General features: G+C 73.4%; 13 protein-coding genes. 7 read left to right on the top strand and 6 right to left on the bottom strand.

Features of this window, described 5'->3' with window-relative positions; translation table 11 throughout:
* Positions 1-109: 109 nt before the first annotated feature.
* The 6 genes from AB0D99_RS08215 (at position 110) to AB0D99_RS08190 (ending at position 9759) form a co-directional block, all read left to right on the top strand.
* Positions 110-1522, top strand: a complete 1413-nt coding sequence (locus AB0D99_RS08215; protein ID WP_362358196.1) for a 4-hydroxyphenylacetate 3-hydroxylase N-terminal domain-containing protein — start codon at positions 110-112, stop codon at positions 1520-1522.
* The gene (locus AB0D99_RS08210; RefSeq protein ID WP_362358195.1) at positions 1519-2988 is read left to right on the top strand and encodes an MFS transporter; all 1470 of its coding nucleotides are present in this window, start codon (positions 1519-1521) and stop codon (positions 2986-2988) included. The genes AB0D99_RS08215 and AB0D99_RS08210 overlap by 4 nt, the downstream gene beginning before the upstream one ends.
* Before the next feature lie 93 nt (positions 2989-3081).
* Positions 3082-4266: a monodechloroaminopyrrolnitrin synthase PrnB family protein gene (locus AB0D99_RS08205; protein ID WP_362358194.1), complete on the top strand. Its 1185-nt coding sequence runs from the start codon at positions 3082-3084 to the stop codon at positions 4264-4266.
* A gap of 11 nt (positions 4267-4277) precedes the next feature.
* Complete coding sequence (locus AB0D99_RS08200; RefSeq protein ID WP_362358193.1) at positions 4278-5621, top strand: FAD-dependent monooxygenase; 1344 nt, start codon at positions 4278-4280, stop codon at positions 5619-5621.
* A 182-nt stretch (positions 5622-5803) separates the two neighbouring features.
* A complete protein-coding gene (glgP, locus tag AB0D99_RS08195) occupies positions 5804-8404 on the top strand; it encodes an alpha-glucan family phosphorylase (RefSeq protein WP_362358192.1) in 2601 nt (866 codons plus the stop codon).
* Positions 8405-8532: 128 nt separating this feature from the next.
* The gene (locus tag AB0D99_RS08190) at positions 8533-9759 is read left to right on the top strand and encodes an alginate lyase family protein (protein WP_362358191.1); all 1227 of its coding nucleotides are present in this window, start codon (positions 8533-8535) and stop codon (positions 9757-9759) included.
* A gap of 7 nt (positions 9760-9766) precedes the next feature.
* Here the strand turns inward: AB0D99_RS08190 and AB0D99_RS08185 are convergent, their stop codons facing one another.
* From AB0D99_RS08185 to AB0D99_RS08170, 4 genes are all read right to left on the bottom strand, one after another.
* Positions 9767-11317, bottom strand: a complete 1551-nt coding sequence (locus AB0D99_RS08185; RefSeq protein WP_362358190.1) for a histidine kinase — start codon at positions 11315-11317, stop codon at positions 9767-9769.
* A gap of 61 nt (positions 11318-11378) precedes the next feature.
* A complete protein-coding gene (locus AB0D99_RS08180; protein WP_362358189.1) occupies positions 11379-12035 on the bottom strand; it encodes a response regulator transcription factor in 657 nt (218 codons plus the stop codon).
* A gap of 72 nt (positions 12036-12107) precedes the next feature.
* On the bottom strand, positions 12108-14138 hold the full coding sequence (locus tag AB0D99_RS08175) for a M4 family metallopeptidase (protein ID WP_362358188.1): 2031 nt from the start codon (positions 14136-14138) through the stop codon (positions 12108-12110).
* A gap of 199 nt (positions 14139-14337) precedes the next feature.
* The gene (locus AB0D99_RS08170) at positions 14338-15237 is read right to left on the bottom strand and encodes a TetR/AcrR family transcriptional regulator C-terminal domain-containing protein (RefSeq protein WP_362358187.1); all 900 of its coding nucleotides are present in this window, start codon (positions 15235-15237) and stop codon (positions 14338-14340) included.
* Positions 15238-15361: 124 nt separating this feature from the next.
* On the opposite strand from AB0D99_RS08170, the gene AB0D99_RS08165 reads away from it, so the two are divergent.
* The gene (locus AB0D99_RS08165; RefSeq protein WP_362358186.1) at positions 15362-16840 is read left to right on the top strand and encodes an MFS transporter; all 1479 of its coding nucleotides are present in this window, start codon (positions 15362-15364) and stop codon (positions 16838-16840) included.
* Positions 16841-17078: 238 nt separating this feature from the next.
* On the opposite strand, the gene AB0D99_RS08160 is transcribed toward AB0D99_RS08165, so the two are convergent.
* Together AB0D99_RS08160 and AB0D99_RS08155 are read right to left on the bottom strand one after the other, a co-directional pair.
* On the bottom strand, positions 17079-19064 hold the full coding sequence (locus tag AB0D99_RS08160) for an ATP-binding cassette domain-containing protein (protein WP_362358185.1): 1986 nt from the start codon (positions 19062-19064) through the stop codon (positions 17079-17081).
* Positions 19061-20866 (bottom strand): ABC transporter ATP-binding protein, encoded by a 1806-nt coding sequence (locus AB0D99_RS08155; protein WP_362358184.1) that lies wholly within the window; start codon positions 20864-20866, stop codon positions 19061-19063. Before AB0D99_RS08155 ends, AB0D99_RS08160 begins: the two co-directional genes overlap by 4 nt.
* Between the last annotated feature and the right edge of the window lie 141 nt (positions 20867-21007).

Raw genomic sequence — 21007 nt, 5'->3', positions numbered from 1 at the left:
AGGAGCGCTGGACGGACGTTCATTGCCTCGCACCGGCTCGCGATGAAAGCTCGGGGCCGTGCCCGCCCCGCGGGTGCTGTCGTGGTTCGCGAGGAGAGGCGATGCTGACGTGACGAGGTCCGGGCAGGAGTATCTGGAGGCACTGCGCGACGGGCGGGAGGTCTGGCTCGACGGGGAGCGGGTCAAGGACGTCACCACGCATCCCGCCTTCCGGGCCACCGCCGCCTCCTTCGCCCGGCTCTTCGACCTCGCCCACGACTCGCCGCACGCCCCCGCGCTCGTCCAGGGCGGGGTGCATCGCGCCTGCGCCGTGCCCCGGTCGTACGAGGATCTGGTGGCGCGCAGGGGGGCGTACAAGGTGTGGGCCGAGGCGAGTTACGGCTTCCTCGGGCGCACCCCCGACTACATGGCCTCCGGCGCCGCCGGGTTCGCCGCCGCGCCCGAGGTGTTCGACACCGAGTGCTTCGGCGGGGCCGAGAACGCGCTCGCGTTCCACCGGCGGCTCGCCGAGGGCGGGCTGCACTGCGCGTTCACGCTCACGAACCCGGCGGGAGAGGGCGTCCGGGTCGTCGAGGACCGGGCCGACGGGATCGTCGTCCGCGGCGCCAAGACCATCGGCACCGGCGCCGTCTTCGCCGACGAGATCCTGGTCGGGACCATCGAGCCGCTCGCCGCCGACGACCTCGACCGGGCGCTGACCTTCTCCTTACGGGCGGACACGCCCGGGCTCACGCTCATATCGCGGGTCTCGTACGAGGGGCAGGCCCGGTCGGTCTTCGACCAGCCGCTCTCCTCCCGCTACGACGAGAACGACGCGCTGCTCGTCTGCGACGACGTCTTCGTGCCCTGGGAGCGGGTGCTGACCTACCGCGATCCCGCGGCCACCTCCGCGATCTGGTGGGACACCCCCGCCTATCTGAACCTCGTGCACCAGTCCGCCACCCGCTTCTGGACCAAGCTGGAGTTCCTCACCGGACTCGCGATCCTGATCGCCCGGTCGAACGGCACCGACACGCTGCCGGCCGTCACCCAGGCGATCGGACGGCTCCTCGGGATGGTCGCGCAGGCCAAGTCCTTCGTGCTCGCCGCCGAGGCGTCGTACGAGGAGGTGGACGGCGGGCGGGGCGGGGTGCGGCCCGGGCGGGACATCTCCTTCGCGCAGCGCATCATGGCCGGCGAGCTGTACCCCCGGGCCGTCCAGGACATCAAGCTGCTCGCGGGCGGTGCGCTCGTCCAGACCCCGGCGAGCGGCCGCGACCTGCTCCACCCCGAGCTCGGCGGACTCGTCCAGCGGTACTTCCGCAGCCCCGGGCACCCCGCCGAGGACCGCATCAAACTCCTCAAGCTCGCCTGGGACGCGCTCGGTTCGGAGTTCGCAGGACGGCACGAGCAGTACGAGCGCTTCTACCACGGCGCCCCGCACGTCTACCTGACGATGCAGACCTGGGCGGGCGCGGCCGACCACTGCGAGGGCCTCGCCCAGGCATGTCTGGACGGGTACGACCTCGGGACCGTCCGATGACAGGGGGCCCGACGGGCGGGGCGCCCGGCGCCGCACCGGCCCCGACGGCGAAGACCCGTGGATCGCGCGGTGCTCTCGCGCTGCTCGCCGCCACCCAGCTGCTGCTCATCCTCGACACCGCCGTCGTCAACGTCGCCCTGCCCTCCATCGGCGCCGACCTCGGCGCCGGGGCCGCCGGGCTCTCCTGGGTGGCGAACGCGTATCTGATCACCTTCGGAGGGCTGCTGCTGCTCGGCGGGCGGGTCGCCGATCTGCTCGGGCACCGGCGGGTGCTCCTCGCCGGGCTCGGGCTGCTGGCGGCCGCCTCCGCCGTCGGCGCCCTCGCGCCGGGCACGGGCGTCCTGGTCGCCGCCCGCGCCGCGCAGGGCGCCGGCGCCGCGCTCGCCGCGGCCGCCGCGTTCGCCCTGCTGCTCGTCCTCTTCCCCGACGGGCCCGCCCGCCACAAGGCGCTCGGCGCCTTCGCCGCGATGGGCGGCCTCGGCGGGGTGCTCGGGACCGTACTCGGAGGAGTCCTCACCGACCTCCTGGGATGGCGGTCCACGATGTGGCTCAACGTCCTCGCCGCCGCGCTCCTGGGCGCCCTCGCCCTCCGCATGCTCGAAGGGGCCCGCGGCGCCCCGGGAGGCGGCCGCTTCGACCTCGCGGGGGCCCTCACCGGCACCGGCGGTCTCGGGCTCGTCGCCTACGCGCTCGTCGGCGCCGCCGAGAACGGCCCGCTGTCCGCGCCGACCCTGGGCGCGGGCGCCGGCGGACTCGCCCTGCTCGCCGCCTTCGCCGCCGTCGAGACACGGTCCGCCCGGCCTCTCGTGCCCCCGACCGTCCTCGCGCGCCCCGCCCTCCTGCGCGCCAACGTCCTCAGCGCCCTCGCCCAGATGACGCTCTTCCCGATGTTCTTCCTCGTCAGCGTCCATCTGCAGAGCGTCCTCGGGTACTCGCCCCTCGGCGGCGGCCTCGGCCTGCTGCCCCTCTCCCTCGTGGTCGTCGCCGTCGCCCCGCAGACCGGCCGGCTCATCTTCCGGCTCGGACTGACCCGGACCATGACCCTCGGCTTCGCGCTGCTGTGTGCCGGCACCGTCTGGCTGGCCCTCTCGCTCACCCCCGACGACGGCTTCCTCACCACCGTCCTCGCCCCCAGCCTCCTCCTGGGCGCGGCCCTGCCGCTCGTCGTGGTCACCACGAACGTCGCCGCGACGGCCGAGGCCGCGCCCGAAGAGACCGGACTGGCCTCCGGGCTGGTCAACACGAGCCAGCAGTTCGGCTCGGTCCTCGGTCTCGCGCTCCTCGTGGCCGTCGCCACCACCCGTACCGAATCAGCCACCGCGGCCGCCCAGACCGACGGCTTCCGGGCCGCTCTGCTCGTCGGAGGGGCATTCGCCGCCGTGGCCACGTTGATCTCCGTACGCTTGCGCCTGCCCATGCCCACCCCGGCGCCGCCACGCCGCGGGCGAGTGGCCGAACCACGGTGACCACGTAGACCTCGGCGAGTGAGCCGAAGGGGAGTGCGCCCGTTCGACGCGCGCCCCCGAGGCGAACGAGCCCCGACCGGAAGGGGCATTCCGTTGGCCCTGTACGACCTTGTCGCGCCCCGACTCGAAGAACGCGGCGACCCGCGCTACCGCCTCGCCGACATACGCGCAGCCGACCCGCTCGGCGCCGACGCGGTCCTCGCCGCGTTACCCGCGATGAACGGCGACGCCGACGGGCCCGCGCTCACGGTCGCCCTGCGCACCCTCGTCCCCGACCCCGACCTGGCCGCCGAGTGGAGCGTGATCGACGCGCTCGCCGCGATGCGCGACCTCGGCATGCTGCTCGGCTCGCTCAAGCGCCACGGCATCCAGCCCGTGGCCGCCGTCCCCGAGGTCCTGCCCGTCCTCGAACTCCTCGGCCGCCGCACCGACATGGTGCCCCGCGACACCGTGCACCACTACACGACCTGGAACCCGTCAGGGGCCCGAAGGCGGACGTACACCGGCCACCCCATGGAGGCCCACCTCCAGGAAGCCGTCCGGATGGTCTTCCCCGGACTCGTGGCCGCCCTCGACACCTGCTCCCGGCTCGCCAGGCTCGAACCGTACGACCCCGGCTTCGCCGGAGCCCTCGACCGCGTGGCTCAGCACCTGCAGACGATGGTCGACTCCATCGACCACACGGTCGCCCACGTCAGCCCGGAGTTCTTCGCGCTCACCCTGCGCCCCTACTTCGAGGAGATCGACGTCGCGGGACGCGACTACCTCGGTCCCGCCGCCGCCCAGGTCCCGCTCTGGCTGGTCGATCTGACGCTCTGGCAGTGCGACCGCTCGAACCCGGAGTACGACGGGTTCCTCGCCGACTCCCTCCCGTACAGCCTGCCGTCCTGGCGGGACTTCCACGCCCGGCACGCCGGCGGGGTCTCCGCCGTCAGCAAGCTCTCCGCGGCCGTCAGCTGGGAGAACGTCGAGCGGCTGCCCCCGCAACTGGCCGCGTCCGCGGAGGCCCTGGGCCGGGTGCTCCGCATCCTCAAGACCTTCCGCGCCCGCCATCTGGGCGTCGCGCGGAAGGCGTACGCGGACGACCTGCGGCTGTACGAGGAGGGGAGCGGCGGTGCCCCGATCGCCCTGCTGCGCTCGATCCTCGACCTGACCCGCGACAACGAGACCATGGCGCGCCACGCGACCGGAGCGCGCGCGGACCGTGCGAGGCCCGACGGCTCCGGCCGCCGATCCGGCAGGGAGTCCGGAGCCCGTTCCGGCGACGCCGCGTGTTGAGGGAGGTCCCGATGACGCACGGCACCCCGTACGAACCCTTCCTGCCCGACGGCGGGCGCGATCTGCCCGGCAACGGGCTCCTGCACGTCGTCGTCGCCGGCGGCGGCATCGCCGGGCTCACCACCGCCCTCGCCCTGCATGCGGCGGGATTCGACCGTGTCACCGTCGTCGAGTCGACCAGGGAGCACCGGTGCGTCGGCGGGGGCCTCAACCTCCTGCCGCCAGCCGTCCGTGAGCTGGACGTGCTGGGGCTGCTCCCGCGCCTTGAGGCCGGCGCCCTGCGCACCCGCGAACTGCGCTACTACCACCGCTGCGGCGGTCTGATCTCCCGTGAACCGCGCGGGCTCGGCGCCGGATACCGCTGGCCGCAGCTCTCGATCCGCCGCGCCCACCTCCAGCAGGTCCTCGCCGACGCGGTACGGGAACGGCTCGGCGCGGCCGCCCTGGTCACCGGAGTCCGGGTCACCCGGGTGGAACCGCTGCCCGACGGCCGTCCCCGTGTCCAGTTGGAGCACCGCGACGGCGCCCGGCGCGGCAGGGCCTCCCTGGAACCCGACGTGCTCATCGGCGCGGACGGCATCCGCTCCGCGGTCAGGGCCGCCCTGAACCCGGGTGAGGGCAGTCCTCCCTGGAACGGGCAGCTGGTGTGGCGCGGCGTCTCGCGGATGCCGGCGCGTGCCGTCGGCTCGTTCATGTTCATCGCGGGCGACGACCGGCGGAAGGCCGTGGTCTATCCGTTGCTCCGGTCGGGGAACGAGGCCGTGGTGAACTGGGCGCTCGCCGGGCCCGCCGACGTCGCGGACGAGGAGTTCCGGGGGGACTGGAACCGTCCGGTCCCTGTAGAAACGTTCCTGCACCTCTATGAGGGGTGGGAGTTCGACGGCGTCAGCGTGCCCGAGGTGCTGCGGGCCGCCGAAACCGCCCACGAGTATCCGATGGTCGATCGCGAGCCGCTCGAACGGTGGAGCCACGGCCGCACCACCCTGATCGGGGACGCGGCCCACGCGATGTACCCGGTCGGCTCCAACGGAGCCACCCAGTCCGTCGTCGACGCCCGGGCCCTCGCCCACGCCCTCGCCCTCCACCGCGATCCGACGGAGGCCCTCGCCGCGTACGAGCGCGACCGCAGGCCCGCCACCACCGCACTCCAGCTCGCCAACCGGCGGCTCGGACCCGAGGTCGTCATCGATCTGGCGCACCAGCGGGCCCCGCACGGGTTCACCGACATCCACGAGGTGATCCCCGCCGCCGAGCTGGCCGCCATCGCCGCCCGCTACGCGGCCACCGGCGCCTGCGAACCGACCGCCGTCAACGAGGGATCGCCCTACACCGTGTCGCTCGGCGCGCTGCCCTGACGTGCCGCGCCGCCGGGCGCGGCGCGCTCCCCGTCACCGTGCCACCGCCCGTGCCACGGCGCGCGACCCCCGCGCGCCGTGGTCCGGGAGGGCGAGGTGGCCTACCGTCAGGGGGATGCTCAGTCGGCTGCACAGCGTGGTGCGTCCGCTCCGCTCCGTACTCCCCTGCGAAGGTGGAACGCGTGAAGGCAATCCGTCGATTCACCGTGCGTCCCGTCCTCCCCGACACCCTTCGACCCCTCACGGAACTGGCGCGAAACCTGCGCTGGTCCTGGCACGAGCCGACCCGTGAGCTCTTCGACTCCCTCGACCCCGGCTCCGACTCCCGCGCCGACGCCGACCGCGCCGTCCGGCCGGGGGCCCGCTGCGGCGAGGACGTCGACCCGGTCCGGCTGCTCAGCTCCGTGTCCGCCGAACGCCTCGCCGTACTCGCCGCCGACCAGGACTTCCTGGCCCGGCTGCGGTCCGCGGCCGAGGACCTCGACCACTATCTGCACGCCCCCCGCTGGTACCAGGAGCAGAACGGCGGGCTGCCCGCCTCCGTCGCCTACTTCTCCCCCGAGTTCGGGGTCACCGCCGCGCTGCCGCAGTACTCCGGCGGCCTCGGCATCCTGGCCGGCGACCACCTCAAGGCCGCCAGTGACCTCGGCGTCCCGCTCGTCGGCGTCGGTCTGCTCTACCGGCACGGCTACTTCCGGCAGTCCCTCTCCCGCGAGGGCTGGCAGCAGGAGCACTACCCCGTCCTCGACCCCGGCGAGCTGCCCGTCGCACTGCTCCGGGAGCACGACGGCACACCCGCCCGGGTCACCATCGCCCTGCCCGGCGGCCGCAGTCTGCACGCGCACATCTGGACCGCGCAGGTCGGCCGGGTGCCGCTGCTCATGCTCGACTCCGACGTCGAGGAGAACGCGCCCGCCGAACGCGAGGTCACCGACCGGCTGTACGGCGGTGGCAGCGAGCACCGGCTGCTCCAGGAGATGCTCCTCGGCATCGGCGGTGTCCGCGCGGTCCGCATCCACTGCCGGCTCACCGGCACCCCCGAGCCCGAGGTGTTCCACACCAACGAGGGTCACGCGGGCTTCCTCGGGCTCGAACGCATCCGCGAGCTGGCGGGCGAGGGGCTCGACTTCGACGCGGCCCTGGAGACCGTCCGCGCGGGAACGGTCTTCACCACCCACACGCCCGTCCCCGCCGGCATCGACCGCTTCGAGCGCGGCCTGGTCGCCCGCCACCTCGGCGAGGACGGCGAGCTCCCCGGTGTCGACGTGGGCCGCATCCTCGCCCTCGGCGACGAGACCCCGCTCGGCGGCGAGCCCGGGCTCTTCAACATGGCCGCCATGGGCCTGCGGCTCGCCCAGCGGGCCAACGGCGTCTCCACCCTCCACGGGTCCGTCAGCCGCGACATGTTCGCCGGCCTGTGGCCCGGCTTCGACCCGGACGAGGTGCCGATCGGCTCGATCACCAACGGTGTCCACGCGCCGACGTGGACCGCGCCCGAGGTCGGCCGCTGTCCGGCGGGGGCCGACGACCGCGAGCTGTGGGAGCTGCGCAGGACCCTGCGCGGACAGCTCGTGACCGAGGTACGGGAACGGCTGCGGGCCTCGTGGCGGCAGCGGGGCGCCGCGGCGGCCGAGCTCGGCTGGACGGACTCCGTCCTCGACCCCGACGTGCTCACCATCGGCTTCGCGCGCCGGGTCCCCTCGTACAAGCGGCTCACGCTGATGCTGCGCGACCCCGACCGGCTGCGTGCCCTGCTCCTGCACCCGGAGCGGCCGGTGCAGCTCGTCGTCGCGGGCAAGGCGCACCCGGCCGACCACGGCGGCAAGCGGCTCGTGCAGGAGCTGGTGCGGTTCGCCGACGATCCGCGGGTGCGGCACCGGATCGTCTTCCTGCCCGACTACGGCATGGCCATGGCCCGCAAGCTCTACCCGGGCTGCGACGTCTGGCTCAACAACCCGCTGCGCCCCCTGGAGGCGTGCGGGACCAGCGGGATGAAGGCCGCCCTGAACGGCTGTCTCAATCTGTCGGTCCTGGACGGCTGGTGGGACGAGTGGTTCGAGCCCGACTTCGGCTGGGCGATCCCGACGGCCGACGGGGCGGCGGCGCATGACGAGGAGCGCCGTGACGACCTGGAGGCGGCCGCGCTCTACGAGCTGATCGAGCGCCGTGTCGCCCCGCGCTTCTACGACCGGGGCGCGGACGGGGTGCCCGCCCGGTGGACCGAGATGGTCCGCAGGACGCTGGGCGACCTCGGACCGAAGGTGCTCGCCGACCGGATGGTGCGCGAGTACGTGGAGAAGCTGTACGCCCCCGCGGCGCTGGCCCACCGGTCCCTCCCGGCCCGCACCGCCCGGGACCTGGCCGCGTGGAAGGAGCGGGTGCGCGGCGCCTGGCCCAAGGTCGTCCTCGACCACATCGAGATCGGCGAGGTCGGCGAGGACCTGGCCGACGCGGAACTCGGAGCGACGACGGCGGTACGGGTGCGGGTGGCGCTCGGCGAACTGCGCCCGGACGACGTCGAGGTGCAGGCGGTCGCCGGGCGGGTGACTCCGGACGACGCGCTCGTCGACACCCGGGTGTGCGCGCTGAAGCCCGCGGGCGGCCCGGACCTGGAGGGCCGGGTGCCGTACGAGGGCTCGCTCGTCCTGGACCGTACGGGCCCCTACGGCTGCACGGTCCGGGTGCTGCCCTCGCATCCCCTGCTCGCCTCGCCGGCGGAACTGGGTCTGGTGGCCCTGCCGACGGAGACGACGGTGGAGGGGGCGGGTGTGCTCCTGCGCTGATCCATCGAGTTGATTGGTATGGACCAGGGTCTTGACGTGTCCATGCGGCGTCCTCTACGTTCCACGCTCGACGCGGAGTTCATTCATCCGCTCGACGTTCACATACAGGAACGAAAGGCACCCCCCACATGCGCCTCAGAGCCCTGGTCCCCGCCCTTGCCGCCACCCTGGCGGCGGCCGTCGCCGTCACACTCGCGCCGACGGCCGCCGCCGGACCCGAGCCGGCCCCGGCGCGGGCCGCCGGTCCCGCCCCGGCGGCCGCCCCCGCGGCCTTCACCCACCCCGGCGTCGTCGTGTCCCGGCCCCAACTCGACTTCGTCCGGTCGAAGGTGCAGGCCGGCGCCCAGCCCTGGAAAGCCGCCCACGACCAGATGATGGCGAGCTCCTACGCCTCCCTGACCCGCACGCCCCGACCGCGCGCGATCGTCGAGTGCGGCTCGTCCTCCAACCCCAACCACGGCTGCACGGACGAGCGTCAGGACGCCGTCGCCGCCTACACCCAGGCCCTCGCCTGGTACATCACCCGGGACGACCGCCACGCCAGGAAGGCGATCGAGATCATGGACGCCTGGTCGGCCGTGATCAAGGACCACACCAATTCCAACGCCCCGCTCCAGACCGGCTGGGCCGGCTCCTCCTGGCCTCGCGCAGCCGAGATCATCAAGCACACCTACACGGGGGGCTGGGCGAACTCCGGCCGCTTCGCCACCATGCTCCGCACCGTCTACCTCCCCGAGATCATCAACGGGGCCGCGACGAAGAACGGCAACTGGGAACTCATCATGACCGAGGCCGCCCTCGGCATCGCCGTCCACCTGGAGGACCGGGCGGCCTACGACAAGGCCGTGAAGGCCTATCTCGGCCGGGTCCCCGCGTACATCTATCTCTCCACCGACGGCGCCACGCCCGCGCCGCCGCCGAACAGCTCCATCGACACCCGGGACGAGATCGTGAAGTACTGGCAGGGCCAGTCCACCTTCGCGGACGGCCTCTCCCAGGAGACCTGCCGGGACTTCGGCCACACCGGCTGGGGCCTCGCCGCCGCCGTCCACACCGCCGAGACCAGCCGCATCCAGGGCGCGGACCTCTACCCCCAGGTCTCCGAACGGCTGCGGCACGCGCTCGGCTTCCACACCAGGTACGAGAACGGCACGGCGGTCCCGTCCTGGCTCTGCGGCGGAACGGTCAAGCCCGGCCTGGGGCGGGTGACGGAGGTCGGCTTCAACGCCCTCCAGGGCCGGATGGGCATCTCCATGACGAACACCCGGATCTACACCGAGGCGCACCGGCCCTCCGGCACGGACAACTACTTCGTCTCCTGGGAGACCCTGACGCACGCGGGGAACCCGAACTGACGCCGGTTCACCCCACGACCGCCTTGTCGGCGAGCCGCCCGTCGACGAGGCACAGGCGGTAGACGGGCACGGCGGCCGTCATCGTCGCCCGGTAGTACAGGCACCCGTCCATGCCCGGCGGCTGCGGCGGCGCGTCGGCGGGCGGGCCGTCCAGCGGGTGCGGCGGGAGCCGTTCGGCGTCCGCGGAGAGCGGGTCGCCCACGCGCAGCGAGACGTAGTCGTCCCGGTCCAGGAAGGACCGGGACTGCGTCCACAGCCCGAAGAGCAGCATCACGAGGCCGAGCGCGGCGACGAGCGTGAGGGGGATCCAGATCGCCCGCGCGAGCCCGCGCCGCACCGCCCGCCGGGCCAGGTCCCGTTCCCGTACGGCGACGGGCTCGGCGGGGGACGCGGGGGCGCCCGGCTCCAGCGGCAGCACCGCCACGACGGCGAACCCGCCCGCTCCGTCGGGACCGTGACGCAGCCGCCCCCCGGCCAGCCGCACCCGCTCGTCCAGCCCGACGAGGCCGGTGCCGCCGGTCGTGCCCGCGCGGCGGTGCGGGACGTCCGGTACCGCGTCGGTGGCCGGGCCGTTGGAGACCGACACCGTCAGCGTGCCGTCCGCGCGCGCCAGCGCGACCCGGACCGGGGCGCCCGGCGCGTGCTTGGCCGCGTTCGTGAGGGACTCCACCACCAGCCGGTGGACCGCGCGGTCGACCATCGGCGGTGTCCCACCGCCGGGGCCGGTCACCGTCAGCTCCACCCGCAGTCCGGACGCGCCGGCCCGCTCCACGACCTGCTCGACCGTCTCCCCGACCGGCGCCGTCGGGGCGGCGGCCGGCCCCGTCCCCTCGTCCGCCCGCAGGACACCGATGATGTCCCGCAGCCGGGCCGTCGCGTCGGCGGCCGCGACGCGCAGCTCCCCCGCGGCGGCCTGCTGCCGGGCGCCGAGCTCCGGATCGACCTCCAGCGCGGCGGCGCGCAGCGCGATCAGCGCGAGGTCGTGACCGAGCGAGTCGTGCATGTCGCCCGCGATCCGGGAGCGTTCACGCAGCCGCTCCCGGTCGGCGACGACGGCCTGTTCGCGCTCCATCCGCGCGGCCAGCTCCCAGCCGGCCCGGACGAGCCGGGCGTACTGGTGGACGTACCGGCCCGTCAGCCAGGGGGCGACGATCGCCAGGGCGAGGACCAGGACGACGGTGAACCCCTGGGAGACGTTTCCGTCCGCGAGCGGGACGAGCGCGAAGCCGACCACCGCGACCGCGGCGAACAGCGCGAGCGCGCCCCGGGTGCGCCGCTGCCGCCGTCCGGCGAGATAGCCGAAGACGACGAGCGCGAGGGCGTACGGCGCGGTGAAGAGCTCGGGGGAGGTGGCGAGACTCAGCGCGACGACGAGGGCGAGCGAGACGAGCGGCAGCGCACGGCAGCACGCCACGGCCGCGCCGAGCACGACGACCCCCACGGCGATCTGCCGCCAGGAGCCCCCGTCATGGGGATCGAGCAGCAGGAGCACGGGGGTGCCGAGCAGTGCCCAGAGTCCCAGGTCGAGCAGAAGATCCCGAAGCCGTTCACGACGCATCCCCCCAGCTTGCCGGAGAGGCGGGAGCCGGACCCCTGACCGAAGTCAACGGTCCCGGCCGTCAGGCGAGATCCACCAGCCCCGCCTCGTACGCCAGGATCGCGAGCTGTACCCGGTTCTTCAGACCGAGGCGGGCCAGGACCGCGCTCACATGGGCCTTCACGGTGCCCTCCACCACGAACAGCCTCGCCGCGATCTCGCCGTTCGACAGGCCCGCGCCGACCAGGGACACGACCTCCCGCTCCCGCCCGGTCAGCGGCTCCAGCCGTTCCCGGGCCTCCGCCGCGCGGGAGAGCCGGCCGGTCGGCAGCCGGTCGATGACCCGTCGGGTGACCTCGGGGGAGAGGAACGCGGCCCCGGCGGCCACCGCCCGTACCCCCGCGAGCAGTTCTCTCGGGTCGCCGGACTTCAGCAGGAAGCCGCTCGCCCCCGAGCCGAGGGTTCGGGCGACGTACTCGTCCTCGGAGAAGGTCGTGAGCATCACGACCGCCGTCTCCGGGGCCGCACGGCGCAGTTCCCCCACCGCCGCGAGCCCGTCGAGCCTCGGCATCCGGATGTCGAGCAGCACGACGTCCGGACGGTGCCTGCGGGCGAGTTCGACGGCCTCGTGCCCGTCCCCGGCCTCGGCGACCACCTCGATCCCCGGGTCGGCACCGAGAATCGCCCGCACCCCGGCCCGGATCATCGCCTCGTCGTCCGCGAGCAGCACCCTGATCATGCCCACCAGCCTAGGGAACGCGCGGACGCCCGGAGGGAGCGAACCCTCCGGGCGTCCGTCACTCACCCGGTGTTACGGGAAGGTGAGCTTGAAGCTGTTGATGTAGCCGGTGTCGATCGCGGCCCGGTCCTGGACGCGGAGCTTCCAGGCGCCGTTGGCGACCTCCGAGGAGGCGTTCACGGTGTAGGTCTGCACGAGGTTGTCGGCGCTGCCGCCGGAGCGGTTGTGCAGGTTGTAGACCGAGCCGTCGGGGGCGACGAGGTCGACGACGAGGTCACCGCGGTAGGTGTGGACGATGTTCACGTCCACCTTGAGGGCGGAGGGCGCGTTGCCGGTGATGCCGGTGACGTTGACCGTGGAGGTCACGGCGGCGCCGTTGTCCGGGATGGACACGTCGGCCGCGTTCTCGAAGACCTTGCCCGGCTGCGGCTCGCCGCCGCCGGGACGCGAGCCCACGTTGATGCCGGCCCAGGCGTGCTCGACGGCCAGGACCTCGGGGCTGCCGGCGCCGTACAGCTCGGTGGCCACCGCGACCGTGCCGGTGCGGGCACCGGCGTAGTTGGTGTTCGAGCCGAACTTGGTGGTGAGCGCCTTGAACCAGATCAGCGACGCCTTGTCCCGGCCGATGCCGGTGACGGGCAGGCCGTCGGAGGTCGGCGAGTCGTAGTTGACGCCGTTGACGGTCTTCGCGCCGCTGCCCTCGGAGAGCAGGTAGTACCAGTGGTTCGCCGGGCCCGAGGAGTAGTGGACGTCGATGTTGCCGATGCCCGAGTACCAGGCGTCCTTGGACGAGCCGTCCTTGCTCGGCTTGTCCATGTAGCGCAGCGGGGTGCCGTTGCCGCGGATGTCGATCTTCTCGCCGACCAGGTAGTCGCCCTTGTCCTGGGCGTTGTTGGCGTAGAACTCGACGGCCGCCGCGAAGATGTCGGAGGTGGCCTCGTTCAGACCGCCGGACTCGCCGCTGTAGATCAGGCCGGCCGTGTTGGAGGTGACGCCGTGCGTCATCTCGTGCGCGGCCACGTCGATCGAGGTCAGCGGCTTGGTGTTGCCCGCGCCGTCGCCGTACGTCATGCAGAAGCAGGAGTCCTGCCAGAAGGCGTTGACGTACGCGTTGCCGTAGTGGACCCGGGAGTACGCGCCGACGCCGTCACCGCGGATGCCGGAGCGGCCGTGCACGTTCTTGTAGTAGTCCCAGGTGACCCCGGCGCCGAAGTGCGCGTCCGCGCCCGCGGTCTCCAGGTTCTGCGGGGTGCCGTCGCCCCAGATGTCGTCGGCGCCGGAGAACAGGGTTCCGGTGCCGGAGGTGCCGCGGTTGAGGTTGTACGTCTTGTGGTTGCCGCGGCCGGTGTCGGTCAGCGTGTACGAGGGCGCGGTGCCCAGCGTCACCTGGCCGCTGTACTGCGTGTTGCCGGTGCCGGTGTGGACGGCCTGCCACTCGTACAGCTTCGCGCCGGTGGTGGCGTCGGTGACGACGTGCAGCTCGTTCGGGGTGCCGTCGTGCTGGAGGCCGCCGACGACGGTCTCGTACGCGAGGACGGGCGAACCCTGCGCCATCCAGACGACCTTGCGCGGGGCGCGCTCGGCGGCGGTCTTCTTCGAGCCCTCCGCGGCGGCGGCGCCGAGCGCCTGCTTCTCGGCGGCGGCGGGCGCGACGTCGGCGGTCGTGTCGACGTTCTTCAGCTCGGCGCGGGAAGCCTTGGTGACGCCCTGGGTCACGCCCGCCTTGGTCTCCTGGACGACCATGTCGCCACCGAGGACGGGGAGTCCGGCGTAGGTGCGCTCGTAGCGCGTGTGGGTCGTGCCGTCGCGGTCCTGGACGACGTCGCGGACGACGAGCTTCTCCTGCGCGCCGAGGCCGAGGGCCTTGGCGGTCGCCGCCTTGTCGGCGTCGGCCGCGCGTATCAGCGCGGTGCGCTGGGCGGGGGAGAGGTCGGCCGGGAGCTTGCCGGGGTTGGCCTGTCCCGCGGCCTGCGCCTTGGGGGCGATGGGCAGGCCGGGGTCGTCGGCGGAGGCGGAACCGGTCTGGACGCCGACGGCGATCATGGCCGCGGCAGCGATCAGAGCGCCGGTCGCGGTGGCGCGACGGCTGGGCGTGGATCTCACGCAGACTCCTTTTGCGAGGGGGGTACCGGACCACTGGGTGGGACGGTCCGGGCAGAGCAAACAGAGCTGTGGAGCACGTACCTGTGAAGCGCGAACTCTCTTACGAGTCGGGGAGAGATTGGCAGCAGTGACGGGCGTCTGTCAGGAGCGCGTCAACAAGTTGGCCGGAAATCGTCCGGTGCCCGAAAGGTCGTGTTCGTTAACCGGACGTTTCGTCGATCATGGCCGCCACGCCGTCCAGCGTTCTCCGGAGCCCGAATTCGAAGAGCGACTCCAGGTCCACCTCGAAGTCCGCGCCCGTCGAGAGCGCGTCGAGCAGGGGATAGGCGCCCCCGGCCGAAATCGCGTCGAACCGTGGCTCGTTCTGGTCCATCCACTCGCCGTCCGACATCCCGGTGTCCTGGCGGGCCTGCTCCTCCAGATCGTCGGCCAGCGCCAGGCCCTGGATGTAGGCGAAGATCGCCAGATGCGTGTGGAGCTTCTCGAACGGGGTCAGCGGCGTGTCGCGCAGCGCCCCCAGAACCCACTCCAGATACGCCATCGCGTTCGGCGAGGCGATCGGCCGGGTGAACGAGGCCATCGCCTGCGCCATCCACCGGTGACGGGTGTACACCCCGCGCAGCCACCGCGCCCCTTGCTCGAGTCCCGTGCGCCAGTCCGCCGGCACCGGCCCGAGCGGCACCTCCCCGCAGGCCGCGTCCGTCATCAGCCGCACCAGCTCGCCCTTGCCCGGGACATGGCGGTACAGGGCCATCGTGGAGGTGTTCAGCGAGGTCGCCACCCGGCGCATCGTGAGCGCGGACAGGCCCTCGGCATCCGCCAGTTCGAGCGCCGCGCGCACGATCCGCTCCCGGGTGAGCCCCGTCGCAGGCCGCGCCGAGGCCGGCGCCGCCACCACCGTGCCGACACCCGGCTCGGGCCGGACCAGACCCTCCTGGCGCAGCGCCGCCAGCGCCTTGGACGCCGTCGCCATCGCGACACCCCACTCACGCGTGATGGCCCGGGTGGACGGCACCCGATCACCGGCGGACAGCTCGCCGGAGAGGATCCGCCGACGGATCGAGGCGGCGATGGCGAGGTAGGGCGGCGGAGGGGTCACCGCGGCAGTGTACTAGTGCACCTCGATCCGCGTACGCGGCCCTGAACTGCCGCTTCTCCGGAGGGGGGTGAGGTGCACTAGGGCGACCGTGGCACCGTACGCGGACGGCTGCTTCGCTCCCCGCATGACGCTCACGACACCACCGGAACACCTCCTCGCCGGCCGCCGCGAATGGACCGCGCTCGCCGTGCTGATGCTGCCGCTCCTCCTCGTCTCCATGGACGTCTCGATCCTCTACTTCGCCATCCCCTCCATCAGCGCCGACCTCCACCCCGGGGCCACCGCGCAGCTGTGGATCCTCGACATGTACGGCTTCGTCCTCGCCGGACTCCTCATCACCATGGGGGCGCTCGGGGACCGCGTCGGCCGGCGCAGGCTGCTCCTCGGCGGCGCCGCGCTCTTCGGCCTCGCGTCCGTCGCCGCCGCCTACGCCCACAGCCCCGGCGCGCTGATCGCCGCCCGGGCGCTCCTCGGGGTCGCCGGCGCCTGCCTGATGCCGTCCACGCTCGCCCTGATCCGCACCCTCTTCCGCGACGAGGCACAGCGGGCCAAGGCGGTCACGTTGTGGACCACCGTGATGGCGAGCGGGATCTCCCTCGGACCGGTCGTCAGCGGCGCGCTCGTCGAACACTTCTGGTGGGGCTCGGTCTTCCTGATCAACCTGCCCGCGATGGCCCTCCTCCTGCTCCTCGGACCCGCACTCCTTCCCGAGTCCCGAGGCGCGACGGCGCGCGGCCGGTTCGACTGGACCAGCGCGCTGCTGTCGCTGGCCGCGCTGCTGCCGCTGATCCACGGCATCAAGGAGCTGGCCAAGGAAGGCTGGAGCCCGCTGCCGGCGCTCGCGGTCACGACGGGCCTCCTGGTCGGCCTGGTGTTCCTGCGCCGTCAGAGCCGGCTCGCGGAGCCGATGGTGGACCTCGCGCTGCTGCGCAAGCGGGCGTACGGGGGGTCGGTGCTGGTGAACCTGCTCGCCATGGTCGCGACCGTCGGCTTCGCCGTCTTCCTCACCCAGTACCTGCAGTCCGTCCTCGGCCAGGGCCCGTTGGAAGCGGCGCTGTGGAGCCTGGCGCCCTCGGCCGGCGTCATGGTCGCCGCGCCCCTGGCCGCGGTGCTCGCGGGGCGGGTGGACCGGGCGCACGTGATGGCCGGCGGATTCCTGTTCTCGGCGGTCGGCTTCGCCCTGCTGACGCTCATCGACGCCGACACTCCGCTGTGGGTCGTCCTGCTCGGCGCCACCGTCTACGCCTCCGGTCTCGTCTCGGCGATGACCCTCGCCAACGAGAGCGCGCTCGGCGCGGCCCCGCCGGAGCGGGCGGGCGCGGCGGCGGCGGTGCTGGAATCGGGCACGGAGCTGGGCGGGGCGCTGGGGATGGCGATCCTCGGCTCGGTCGGCGCCGCCGTCTACACGGCAGAGATGCCGGCGTCCGCGCCCGCGGCGGCACGGGAGACGCTGGGCGGTGCGATGGGGTTTCCGGGGGAGGTGCTGGACGCGGCCAGATCCGCGTTCACGTCCGCGCTGAACGGGGCCGCCTACGGGGCGGCCGGGGTGATGGTCCTCGCGGCGGTGGTGTGCCTGGCGCTGCTGCGAGGGCGCCGGGCCTGACCGGCCGGGGGCGGGCCCGCCGGGCTCAGGTACGACGGGCCCCGCGCGGGCCGGTACGGCGTGCCCCCGCGCGGGCCGGCACGACGCGTCCGGTGGGTCCCGCCGGGCGGGCCGGTACGGCGTGCCCCGTCGCGTGCCGGCACGTGCCCCCGCGCGGTCCGGCACGACGCGTCCGGTGGGTCCCGCCGGGCGGCGTCCGCCCCGGGGGCCCGTCTCGCGCGCGGCGGAGCACCGTCCGTCAGCCCACCAGGCTGTCCCGCCAGGCGCGGTGGAGGGTCGCGAAGCGGCCCTCGCCGCGCACCAGGTCCGACGGGCGGCCGTCCTCGACGATCCGGCCGTGCTCCATGACCAGGACGCGGTCCGCGATCTCCACCGTCGACAGGCGGTGGGCGATCACCACGGCCGTCCGGCCGGCCAGCACCGTGTCCATCGCCCGCTGCACCGCCCGTTCCCCCGGCACGTCCAGGGAGCTCGTCGCCTCGTCCAGGATCAGCACCGCCGGATCCGCCAGGAGCGCTCGGGCGAAGGCGACCAACTGCCGCTGGCCCGCCGAGATCCGGCCGCCCCGCTTCCGTACGTCCGTGTCGTACCCGTCCGGCAGACCCGCGATGAACTCGTGCGCGCCGATCGCCTTCGCCGCCTGCTCGATCTCCGCCCGGGTCGCGTCCGGGCGCCCGATCGCGATGTTCTCGGCGACCGTCCCCGAGAACAGGAACGCCTCCTGCGTCACCATCACCACGCCCCGCCGCAGGTCGGGCGTCGACAGCTCGCGTACGTCGACCCCGTCGAGCAGGACCCGCCCCTCCGTGGGGTCGTAGAAACGGGCCAGCAGCTTGGCGAGGGTCGACTTGCCCGCGCCCGTGGAGCCGACCACCGCGACCGTCTGGCCCGCCGCGATCGTCAGGTCGAAGCGGGGCAGCACCTCGCCGCCCGTCCGGTACGCGAACCGCACCCCGTCGAAGACGACCTCGCGCCCGGGCGTCCCGTCCCGGCGAGCCGGGAGCTCCTTGGGCGAGACGGCCTCCGGGACACCCGGCTCCTGCGCCAGCAGACCCGCGATCTTGGCGAGCGACGCGGCCGCCGACTGGTACGAGTTGAGGAACATGCCGAGCCGGTCGATCGGGTCGTACAACCGCCGCATGTACAGCACCGCCGCCGCCAGCACACCGAGCGCCAGGGTCCCCCCGGCCACCCGGTACGCGCCCCACAGACACATGCCGGCCACGGCCGTGTTCGCCACGAGGCGCGAACCGACGACATAGCGCGCCATCTCCAGGAGCGCGTCGCCGTTGCTGCGCTCGTGGCGGTGGTTGAGGGCGGCGAACTCGGTGTCGTTGGCCCGCTCCCGGCGGAAGGCCCGCACGGGCCGGATCCCGTTCATCGTCTCCGCGAACTTCACGATCACACCCGCGATGGCGGTGGACCGCTCGGCGAAGACCAGGGCCGCGCGCCGCTGGTAGACCCGGACGAGCAGATACAGCGGTACGAAGGAGGCGACGGCCACCGCGCCGATTCCCAGGTCCAGCCAGAGCAGCATCGCGGAGATGTACACGAACGCGAGCACGACGCCGATCAGCTCCTGGAGCCCCTCGGAGAGCAGCTCCCGCAGCGACTCCACGTCCGTGGTGGAGCGGGAGATGAGCCGGCCGGAGGTGTACCGCTCGTGGAAGTCCACGCTGAGCACCTGGGCGTGGCGGAAGATCCGGCCGCGCAGGTCGAGCAGCACGTCCTGGTTGACGCGGGCGGCGCCGCGGACGAAGGCGTACTGGAGGAGTCCGGCGGCCGCCGCGCACAGGAGATACCCGACGGCGACGGCCACGACGGGACCGTGGTCGCCGTCCCTGATGGCGGGCACCCCGTGGTCGATGGCGTACGCGACGAGCAGCGGACCGGCCTGCACGGCGGCCTGCTGGACCAGCAGCACGAGCGCGGCGACGGCCACCCGCGCGCGGTGCGCGGAGAGCAGCGAACGCAGCAGCGCGCCGGTGGCCCCGGGCGCGGTGGGCAGGTCGTCCCGGTCGAAGGGGTCCTCCCGACCGGCCGCCGACGTACCGGCGCCGGGCTTCCCGGCGGCGGAGGGATCGGCTGCCCCGGGGCCCCCGGCCGTGGACGGACCGGAACCCGTCCCGGCCGTCCCGACGGGTGCGGGCGCCGGCGTCTGCGGAGCGTGCCGCGGTGCCGTCCGCTCCGTGTCCGTCGCTGAGGTCGTCAGGGGATCCGTCATCGCTCCTCGTCTCCCTCGCCCGACATCAGCCAGGCGTACTCGGCGTTGTTCCGCAGCAGTTCGTCGTGGGTGCCCACCGCCGTGATCCGGCCCTCCGAGAGGAGCGCGACGCGGTCCGCGAGCATGACGGTCGACGGGCGGTGCGCCACGACCAGCGCGGTCGTCTCGCGCAGGACCTCCCGCAGCGCCGCCTCCACCAGGGCCTCGGTGTGGACGTCCAGCGCGGACAGCGGGTCGTCGAGGACGAGGAACCGCGGCCGGCCGACGACCGCGCGCGCCAGGGCGAGGCGCTGGCGCTGGCCACCGGAGAGGCTCAGGCCCTGCTCGCCCACCTGGGTCGCCGTACCCTCGGGAAGCGCGGTCACGAACCGCTCCGCCTGGGCCACCCCCAGCGCGCGCCGCAGCTCCGGCTCGCCGGCCTCCGCCCCCGTGCCCATGAGCACGTTCTCGCCCACGCTCGCGGAGAACAGCGTGGGCTCCTCGAAGGCCACCGACACCAGCGCGCGCAGCCGTTCGCGCTCCATGCGGGTGATGTCCTCGCCGTCGAGCAGGATGCGCCCCGCGGTCGCCTCGTGCAGCCGCGGGACCAGCGCGGTCAGGGTGGTCTTGCCCGAGCCGGTGCCGCCGACCAGCGCGAGCGTCTCGCCGGACCGGATGTGCAGGTCGACGCCGTCGAGCACGGGCGGGGTGTCGTCCGGCGCGTCCGGGTAGCGGAAGGTGACGTTCTCGAACCGCACACCGTCCGGCGGGGTGGCGCCCGCGGCATGCGGCCGGGACGACTCCGGCCTCGGCCCGGGCCTCTCCTCCGCCTCGTCCATCACCTCGAAGTACCGCTCCGTCGCGGTCGCCGCCTCCTGGCTCAACGCCAGCAGGAAGCCGATCGACTCCACCGGCCAGCGCAGCGCGAGCGCCGTGGAGAGGAAGGCGACGAGCGTGCCGGCGGACAGCTCGCCGTCGGCGACCTGGACGGTGCCGAGGACGAGGGCCGCGCCGATCGCGAGCTCCGGGAGGACGGTGATGAGCGCCCAGATCCCGGCGAGCAGCCGGGCCTTGACCAGCTCGGTGCCCCGCAGCCGCTCGGCCAGCTCACGGAAGGCGAGGGCCTGGCTGCGGTGCCGGCCGAAGCCCTTGACGATCCGGATGCCGAGGACGCTCTCCTCGACCACGGTGGTCAGATCGCCGACCTGGTCCTGGGCGCGCCGGGCGACCACGGAGTACTTCGTCTCGAACAGCGAGCACAGGATCACCAGCGGGACGACGGGGGTGAGCAGCACCAGGCCGAGCGTCCAGTCCTGGCCGAGCAGCAGGACGAAACCGGCGAGGATCGTCACGCCGTTGACCAGCAGGAAGGTCAGAGGGAAGGCGAGGAACATCCGCAGCAGCATCAGATCGGTCGTGCCGCGCGACAGCAGCTGACCCGAGGCCCACCGGTCGTGGAAGGCGATCGGCAGGCGTTGCAGACGCGCGAACAGATCGGCCCGCATCCGCGCCTCGACCCCGGCCAGCGGCCGCGCCACCAGCCATCGCCGGAAGCCGAAGAGCACCGCCTCCGCGATCCCGAGCAGCAGCAGGTACAGCGCGCCCAGCCACACGCCGCCCGGGTCACCGGCGGCGACGGGCCCGTCGACCATCCACTTCAGGACGAGCGGAATGACGAGCGAAAGGCACGAGGCGACTATCGCGACGACGGCGGCCGTGACCAACCGCCCGCGCACCGGTCGTACATAGGGCCACAGGCGCAGGAGCGTGCGCACGGCCGAGCGGTCGGGGGACTCCTTGGCGACTACATCTTCTCCGGGCATCAGGTCCGAGCCTAGGGTTCACCACTGACAACCCTCACCTGGTTTTCCCCCCGTCGCAGCCCTCCCGAGCGGCCCCTTGACGCGCAAACCAGCAGGCCACAGACTTTCCCGACCCCGGAGCCGGGGTACGTACACAGGGGT

This window comes from Streptomyces sp. NPDC047971, assembly GCF_040653355.1.
Classification (GTDB): Bacteria; Actinomycetota; Actinomycetes; order Streptomycetales; family Streptomycetaceae; genus Streptomyces.
This window is presented reverse-complemented; position numbering and strand designations above follow the sequence as displayed.

What these genes read in the sequence shown, in the direction of transcription:
- AB0D99_RS08165 (WP_362358186.1), top strand. Translation starts at nt 15,362, where the DNA reads ATGACGCTCACGACACCACCGGAACACCTCCTCGCCGGCCGCCGCGAA.
- AB0D99_RS08155 (WP_362358184.1), bottom strand. Translation starts at nt 20,866, where the DNA reads ATGCCCGGAGAAGATGTAGTCGCCAAGGAGTCCCCCGACCGCTCGGCC.
- AB0D99_RS08160 (WP_362358185.1), bottom strand. Translation starts at nt 19,064, where the DNA reads ATGACGGATCCCCTGACGACCTCAGCGACGGACACGGAGCGGACGGCA.
- AB0D99_RS08190 (WP_362358191.1), top strand. Translation starts at nt 8,533, where the DNA reads ATGCGCCTCAGAGCCCTGGTCCCCGCCCTTGCCGCCACCCTGGCGGCG.
- AB0D99_RS08200 (WP_362358193.1), top strand. Translation starts at nt 4,278, where the DNA reads ATGACGCACGGCACCCCGTACGAACCCTTCCTGCCCGACGGCGGGCGC.
- AB0D99_RS08185 (WP_362358190.1), bottom strand. Translation starts at nt 11,317, where the DNA reads ATGCGTCGTGAACGGCTTCGGGATCTTCTGCTCGACCTGGGACTCTGG.
- AB0D99_RS08210 (WP_362358195.1), top strand. Translation starts at nt 1,519, where the DNA reads ATGACAGGGGGCCCGACGGGCGGGGCGCCCGGCGCCGCACCGGCCCCG.
- AB0D99_RS08180 (WP_362358189.1), bottom strand. Translation starts at nt 12,035, where the DNA reads ATGATCAGGGTGCTGCTCGCGGACGACGAGGCGATGATCCGGGCCGGG.